This window comes from Methylobacterium sp. WL6 (genome assembly GCF_008040095.1).
Classification (GTDB): domain Bacteria; phylum Pseudomonadota; class Alphaproteobacteria; order Rhizobiales; family Beijerinckiaceae; genus Methylobacterium.
On record NZ_VRVH01000238.1, the window covers coordinates 1 to 7,111 of the forward strand.

At 68.9% G+C, this 7,111-nt stretch carries 8 protein-coding genes; all 8 read right to left on the bottom strand.

Translation table 11 applies throughout. The features are described 5' to 3' along the window. On the bottom strand, positions 1-205 hold a 205-nt coding region (locus tag FV230_RS21935), incomplete at its 3' end, for a translation initiation factor IF-2 associated domain-containing protein (RefSeq protein WP_147730011.1). After that, positions 206-1,015, bottom strand: coding sequence for an RNA-binding protein (locus FV230_RS21940; protein WP_147843907.1), 810 nt, complete (start codon positions 1,013-1,015; stop codon positions 206-208). It abuts the gene before it with no gap. 17 nt (positions 1,016-1,032) lie between these two features. Continuing rightward, positions 1,033-2,640, bottom strand: coding sequence for a transcription termination factor NusA (gene nusA, locus FV230_RS21945; protein WP_147843908.1), 1,608 nt, complete (start codon positions 2,638-2,640; stop codon positions 1,033-1,035). A 68-nt stretch (positions 2,641-2,708) separates the two neighbouring features. Next, positions 2,709-3,488: a ribosome maturation factor RimP gene (rimP, locus tag FV230_RS21950; RefSeq protein ID WP_246694952.1), complete on the bottom strand. Its 780-nt coding sequence runs from the start codon at positions 3,486-3,488 to the stop codon at positions 2,709-2,711. Between the two features lie 284 nt (positions 3,489-3,772). Beyond that, a complete protein-coding gene (locus tag FV230_RS21955) occupies positions 3,773-4,636 on the bottom strand; it encodes a DUF615 domain-containing protein (RefSeq protein WP_147843910.1) in 864 nt (287 codons plus the stop codon). After that, positions 4,633-5,727: a hypothetical protein gene (locus tag FV230_RS21960; RefSeq protein WP_147843911.1), complete on the bottom strand. Its 1,095-nt coding sequence runs from the start codon at positions 5,725-5,727 to the stop codon at positions 4,633-4,635. Before FV230_RS21960 ends, FV230_RS21955 begins: the two co-directional genes overlap by 4 nt. A gap of 262 nt (positions 5,728-5,989) precedes the next feature. Next, the gene (locus tag FV230_RS29880; protein WP_187275581.1) at positions 5,990-6,142 is read right to left on the bottom strand and encodes a hypothetical protein; all 153 of its coding nucleotides are present in this window, start codon (positions 6,140-6,142) and stop codon (positions 5,990-5,992) included. A 97-nt stretch (positions 6,143-6,239) separates the two neighbouring features. Further along, the coding region (locus FV230_RS21965; RefSeq protein WP_147843912.1) for a PQQ-binding-like beta-propeller repeat protein at positions 6,240-7,111 on the bottom strand (872 nt) is incomplete at its 5' end.

Consider the following 7,111-nt stretch of genomic DNA (forward strand, 5'->3'; position numbering starts at 1 on the left):
CCCGTGTCGGGGCCGCGATGGGGGCGACGGGCGCCGGCGCCGCGCCGATGACACGGCGCTTCACCGTCTCGACCACGACCTGCTTGGAGCGGCCGTGGGAGAAGCTCTGGCGCACGGTCCCCTGTTCGATCGGACGCTTCAAGGAAAGCGGCTTCGCAGGAGTCTTGCTCAGAGTCTTGTCGCCCGGATTATTCGTATCGCTCATTCAGCCTGAACCCTGAGGGTTTCCATCGTCGCGTGAACCGGCAACCCGCGGAGCGCCGGCCTGATCCGTCACGGCATCGTCTTGCAGAGGGGGAGCATCCCCGCCGTATCCGGCGGATCCGCGCTCCTCGATCGCCGCGGCGACGCCCTCGAAGGAGCGTAGCCGACGCCAACGCGCCAGGCAGCCGGCGGCCCCGACTCCTGCGACGAGCGCAGCGTGTATCACATGATCCCGACCCAAGGCCATGTCCAATTCGTCTTCGGACAAATCGTCAACGATCGGTATGCGGGATATGGCATCGCCGTGCCGCCGGTGCAATGCCGCCGCGATCTTGCGGCGACCGTCGGGCGCGGCGTCCGACGCATGGATCACGGCAGCGACGCGCGGCTGCGCGCCGATCGCCGCCTCGACCTTGGTGAAGCCGGTCACGATGCAGCCGGCCTTGTTGGCCAGCGCGATCGCCTGCCGCAGGTCGGCCCGCAACCCCTCGGCGATCCGGTCGGGCAGGTCGGCGGAGGCTGTCGCGCCTTGCGTCTTGAACGCCCGGTTGAACGCCCGCTTCCTCACGGCCGTCGCGACGTCCTCGCGGCGCGCGCTGACCCAGGCGCCGCGGCCGGGAAGCCGGGCGCGCAGGTCCGGCACGACGGCGCCGTCCGGCCCGAGGACGAAGCGGATCATCGCGTCGGGCGCCTGCGCGGTGCGCGTGACGATGCAGGTGCGCAGCGCGCCCTGTCGGCCACGATTCGGCCCGGCATCGAGGACGACGTCCTCGATGCCCTCGTCAGCCGGCGGCTGAGCGACCTGAATCATCGCCCGACCTCGCGTCGTCAGTTGGCCTGGGCCTCGGCGGGCTCCGCCGCGTCCTCGGTCGCCTCGGGCTCGGGCAGCGCCTCGATCCAGCCGGCGCGGAGGCGGGCGGCCATGATCATGGCCTCGGCCTCGGCGCGCGAGACCTCGAAGCCGTCGAGGTAGCCGGCGTGGCGCTTGGCCTCCGGCCCGCGGCCCTCGGTGTAGCCGACGAGGTCGTCGGTGGCGCAGCCGGCCAGATCCTCGATCGTCTTCACGTCGTTCTCGCCGAGCGAGACCAGCATCGGCGTGGTCAGGCCGTCGATCTCGCGCAGCTCGTCCTGCACGCCGAGCTCGGTGCGGCGGTCGTCGTGCTCCTGCTCGATCCGAGCGAGGTGATCCTGGGCGCGGGCCTGGATCTCGGCGCCGGTCTCCTCGTCGAGGCCCTGGATCGAGGACAGCTCCTGGATGTCGACGTAGGCGATCTCCTCGACATTGCGGAAGCCTTCCGCCGCGAGCAGCTGGCCGACGGTCTCGTCGACGTCGAGCGCGCCCATGAACACGGTGGTGCGCTCGGCGAACTCCTTCTGGCGGCGCTCGCTCTCCTCGGCCTCGGTCAGGATGTCGATGTCCCAGCCGGTGAGCTGCGAGGCCAGGCGCACGTTCTGGCCGCGGCGCCCGATGGCGAGCGAGAGCTGGTCGTCGGGCACCACCACCTCGATGCGGTCGGCCTCCTCGTCGAGCACCACCTTGACGACCTCGGCCGGCTGCAGCGCGTTGACGATGAAAGTCGCCTGGTCCTCCGACCACGGGATGATGTCGATCTTCTCGCCCTGGAGCTCGCCGACCACCGCCTGGACGCGCGAGCCGCGCATGCCGACGCAGGCGCCGACCGGATCGATCGAGCCGTCGCGCGAGATCACCGCGATCTTGGCGCGCGAGCCCGGATCGCGGGCGACCGCCTTCACCTCGACGATGCCGTCGTAGATCTCCGGCACTTCCTGGCCGAAGAGCTTCGCCATGAACTGCGGATGCGAGCGCGACAGGAAGATCTGCGGCCCGCGCACCTCGCGGCGCACGTCGAACAGGTACGAGCGGATGCGGTCGCCGGGGCGGAAGGTCTCGCGCGGGATCATCTCGTCGCGCCGGACGATGCCCTCGCCGCGGCCGAGGTCGACGATGACGTTGCCGTACTCGACGCGTTTGACGAGGCCGTTCACGATCTCGCCGATGCGGTCCTTGTACTCGTCGAACTGACGGTCCCGCTCGGCGTCGCGCACCTTCTGGACGATGACCTGCTTGGCCGACTGGGCCGCCACGCGCCCGAAATCGAAGGGCGGCAGGGTGTCGGAGATCACGTCGCCGACGAGCGCGCCGGGATTGTAGCGCCGGGCCTGGTCGAGGGTGATCTCGCGGGCGTCGTTCTCGACGAGGTCGACCACGAGGAGGTGGCGGGAGAGCCGCAGCGCCCCGGTCTTGTTGTCGATCTCGGCGTGCACATCGGTCTCGGCGCCGTAGCGCGAGCGGGCCGCCTTGGCGATCGCCTCCTCCATCGCGTCGATCACGATGGAGCGATCGATCACCTTCTCGCGGGCGACCGCGTCGGCGATCTGCAGGAGTTCGAGCCGGTTGGCGCTGACGACGGCCATCTGTGTCGGTCCTTCTCTTGGGGTGCCGCCCCGGTCGCCGCTTTGCAAGCGGGGCGGGCGGCGATGCTCTAGTGAAGCGAGTCGCGGTCCTTGAGGCGGGCCGCCTTGGTGGTCACGGGCTTCTTGGGCGCGTCCGAAGCGGGCTTCGGCTTGGCCGCCTTGGGCTTGGCGGAAGCCTTCTGCCGCTTCGGGAACGGCGCCGGCGGAAGGGCCGGGGCGTCTTCCGCCTCGTCGTCGTCGAGCGCCTCGTCGAGGTCCTGCACCGGGCCTCCGCCGCGCCGCAGCGACTCGCGCACGAGTTCGTCCGTGAGCACCAGATGCGCATCGGCGAGGTCGCGCAGCGGCAGCGAGACCCGGCTCGGCAGGCCTTCCTTGACGTCGGGCAGGTCGACCGGGACGGTGACCGCCGCCGCGTCCGGCTCGCCGATGATCCCGCGGAAGCGCTTGCGGCCGCCGAGCGGCACGGCGAGCTCGATCTTGGCCTCGTAGCCGGCCCAGCGGGCGAAGTCGGAGACCCGGACCAGCGGACGGTCGATGCCGGGCGAGGAGATCTCGAGATAGTAGGCGATGCCGACCGGGTCATCGAGGTCGAGGATCGGCGAGATCGCGCGGCTCACGGTCTCGCACTCGTCGATGGACATCGAGCCGTCCGGCCGCTCGGCCATGATCTGCACGGTGCAGCCGTTCGCGCTCGACACCTTTACCCGCACGAGGCGGAAGCCGAGCCCCTCGATCGGACCCTCGATCACCTGCGCCACGCGCGCGGCGACGCCGGTCTCGCGGACCAGACGCTTCTCCGTCGGCTCAGCCGACGGCTCGGGCGAGGGGACGGCGGTCGGCTCTGACATGACTGCGCTCAGGATCGGGCTCGCTGATGGGGCGGCGCTCCGGAGGACAGGAGAGGGGCTTGCGGCAATAAAAAAGAGCGGACCCGGTGGGGCCCACTCCCGAACCGCAGCCTCGCGACTGCAACCAGAACTGATGAGGAACGATCTAGCGGGTGAACGCGAAGAATTCAAGCGTTTTCCGGCTGCGCGTCGCCTCGACCCGAAGCAGCCGGACGACCCGGGAATCGCTCGAGGAGCGATCCTGGACCATGGAAGGGCCTCCATGAGGTCGGATCGACGGTCGCTCAGGCCAGCCCCTCCTCGATGGGAAACGGCGTCGGCTCCCACCAGCGCTCGGCCTGGTGGAAGCGCGCCGCCTCGGCCTCCCAGCGGTGAAGGATCGCCGCGATGGCCGCGCGGTCGCCGGTGCGGAGCGGTTCGACGATCTCGAGGATGCGGCGGCGGCGGCGCCGGTAGTCGGTGCAGCGGCCGGCCTTCTCCCAGGCCTCGATGGCGCGCTGCGTGCGCGCGCCGCGCTTGGGATAGTCGAGGATCTCCGGCGGCTCGTAATCGCCGTAGGTGTCGCTCTCGTACCACCGCCAGATCTGGCCCAGGAACTCGCGCGCCTCGTCCAGCGCGCCCTCCGCGAGCGCGATCGCCATGCGCTGCTCGTCGTGAACGTTACCGCGAGGGATGATATGGCTGCGGTAGAAGTCCAAATAGGCATGGTGGTCGAGGGCCATCGGGCGCAGCAGCGGCAGGACCTGCTCCTCGACCGCGCGCGTGAAGATGCGGCCGATTTCGGGATCTGCCCACGCGAAGTCCCCGACCGTGGCCGCCCAGGCGGCAAGCTGGGGAAATTCCGGCCTGCGCTCGTAATCGGGCTGGAGGAAGTAGTCCCGCGTGAAGGGGGCAGGTAGAGGCTCGCGTCGGAACCCCTCGGAAAAACTGCCGACATTCCAATCCCAGTTCGCGCCACTCCAGTACAAGGGCGCGATACTGAACCTGGGCCAAAATACATCGGCAGACCTGCCGCGATAGATGTAGATCTGCGCGATACAATGGCGGATCGGGCGGATCCAGATCGCATACGGTTTCACTTGGACCCAATCCGGATTGTGCTTCAGCACGTCCCGGAAAAGCCGAGCCAACTGCTTCTTGGTCGTCATCGCGACTCCCGCATCTGTATGACGATGATCCGCTGCGTTTTGGGGAACAGCATCTTGGCCCTGGTCGCGTAACGCACCGAATCGGACCAACCGAGGCCGCGAAGCCCCGTCTTGTAGTCGTAGACGCAGGCGACGGTCGGCTGTGGGCTATGAAACTGGTCGAGGCGGCTCGTGCCGGACTGACCATACAAGCCTTCGTCTCCAGTCTTGAGGATCGACAGCTCCGATTTGAAATCGGCGATGTTCTGGGCTTTTGCCCAACGATCCATCAGCACGTGGATCGCGGTGCCAATGGCTTGCGGCGTTCGATACGCGCCACTTTGTCGAACCGACATGGCGACCGCGTCGAGCTGGGTCTGGATCTCACCGGTCTTCGGGCAGGCGGCGTCGAGGGATGCCTGGTCGAGCGGACCAACCCAGATCGCCGGCATGTGCTTGAAGTCCTCGGCGCCACGGAACTCGTGCGCCGTGGTGCCGAGGACGGTGCCGTAGCGACCCCGCTGCGCCGAAAGCGTCGCGAAGAGCGTGCCGGCGAGCTCGAGCGTCCGTAGGACCCGAACGGCCGCCAGGGCGAGCGGAACCGCCTGCAGGAAGGCGGGCTGCACCGTCGCGTCCGGCTCGGCGCCGTTCGCCGTGAAGGTGCTGCGCCCCAGGATCTCGCCGGAGACGCCGTCGCGGATCGTCTGCGTCGCCCCGAGGGTCTCGAAGACCCGGCTCTCGCCGTCCGGCGCGGTGACCGCGTGCTGCTCGTCGAAGTCGCGCCGGCCGGCGCGGATGCGGATCGAGAGGATGCCGGTGCCGTCGTCGAGACGGGTCTCCTCGCGAATCTGCGTGGGCTCGGCTGCGGGCATCTGTGCCCATTGCGGCTTGATCAGCCGCAGCACGTCCGGATCGACGGCGTTCCCATCCCCACCGCCGCCGGCAATCCATTGCCCACCGTTAGGCTGACCGAAAGGAGCGCGCGGCTGGTCAGACCAATCCTTTCGCCGGAGTGCCTGCTCCAGGCGGAGCAGCTTCGTGTCGAGGGAGAGCCCGGCCAGAAGCCCCTTCAGTTGCCGGACCTCTTCACCGATCCTCGGTTGTCTGGCCATGGCATCGATCCGAATCGCCTTCGATGAGGATCATTTACCGGAACAAAGCGGGAATGTACAGTTTATTTTCCTATTTTGAATTCGCTTATGGACTAAGCTCCGGGGCCGGATCGGCGTCGGGGGAGGGAGACACGAAAACCGGCACGGAGCCGACGCGGGTCCGGCTTTCGGGCGGCCATCCCTTGCGTCTCGACCTGGGCCGCGCGCCGGCGCCCGGTGCGCCGATCGGGCAGCGCCCGGATGGAACGCTGTGAGATCTGCCTCAGCGCGAGGCCGCCGCGTAGGACACGACCGGCGGGGTCAGCTGCGCGGTCCGTTCGGTCCGCGCCACGGCGACGATCCACACCGTCAGCACGATCGCGACGAGAAGGTCGCGCCGGCGCGAGCGTCGCGGCGTGGCAGGCGAATCCGGCATCGAATCGATCGGCTCCTCGAACGGGAGCGACATCGTGCGACGCACATGTTTCTGCTTGATGTGGGAAATTCACCCACAGATTGGTATCGCAGCCTCGTCACCGCACGGGCAAGGCGAAGACGGTGAGCTGGCCGCCGAGCGCGGTATAATCCGACAGTGCCGCGTACCCGCCGACCGCGCCGGCGCCGTCCGCCGGGTCGGTGAGGCCGGCGGCCAGGCCGATCCCGGCCCAGCCGCCGACGCCCGAGAGCACCGCTACGTACTGACGGCCGCCGTGCCGGTAGGTCATCACGTTGCCGACGATTCCCGACGGGGTCTTGAACCGGTAGAGTTCCTTGCCCGTCGCCGCGTCGACGGCCTTCAGGTAGCCCTCGAGCGTGCCGTAGAAGACCACGCCGCCGGCGGTGGCGAGGGCGCCCGACCAGACCGAGAACGGCTCGGGCAGGGACCATGCGATCCGCCCCGCGACGCCGTCCCAGGCGACGAACGCGCCGGTGCGGGACTCGCCCGGCGGCGGCTGCAGCCCGACGGTGGCGCCGACATAGGGCACGCCCGTCGTGTAGGTGACGTGGAACGGCTCGTAGCTCATGCAGATGTGGTTGGTGGGCACGTAGAACAGCCCCGTGCCGGGCGAGAACGCCGCCGGCTGCTGGTTCTTCGCCCCGATCGCGCCGGGGCAGATGCCGGTGGTGGTCTCGTCCTCGCCGGTCCGCTCGGGCGAGTAGCGTTCGGCGACGATCGGCCGGCCGTAGCCGGGGGACGCCCGGTCCATGTCGACCTTGGAGGCCCAGTTGACGACCGGGTCGAACTTCTCGGCGACGAGGAGCTCGCCGGTGGCGCGATTGAGGGTGTAGCCGAAGCCGTTGCGGTCGAAGTGGGTCAGCAGCGGGGTCTCCTTGCCGCCGACCTTCTGATCCGTGAGGATCATCTCGTTGATGCCGTCGTAGTCCCACTCGTCGTGGGGGGTCA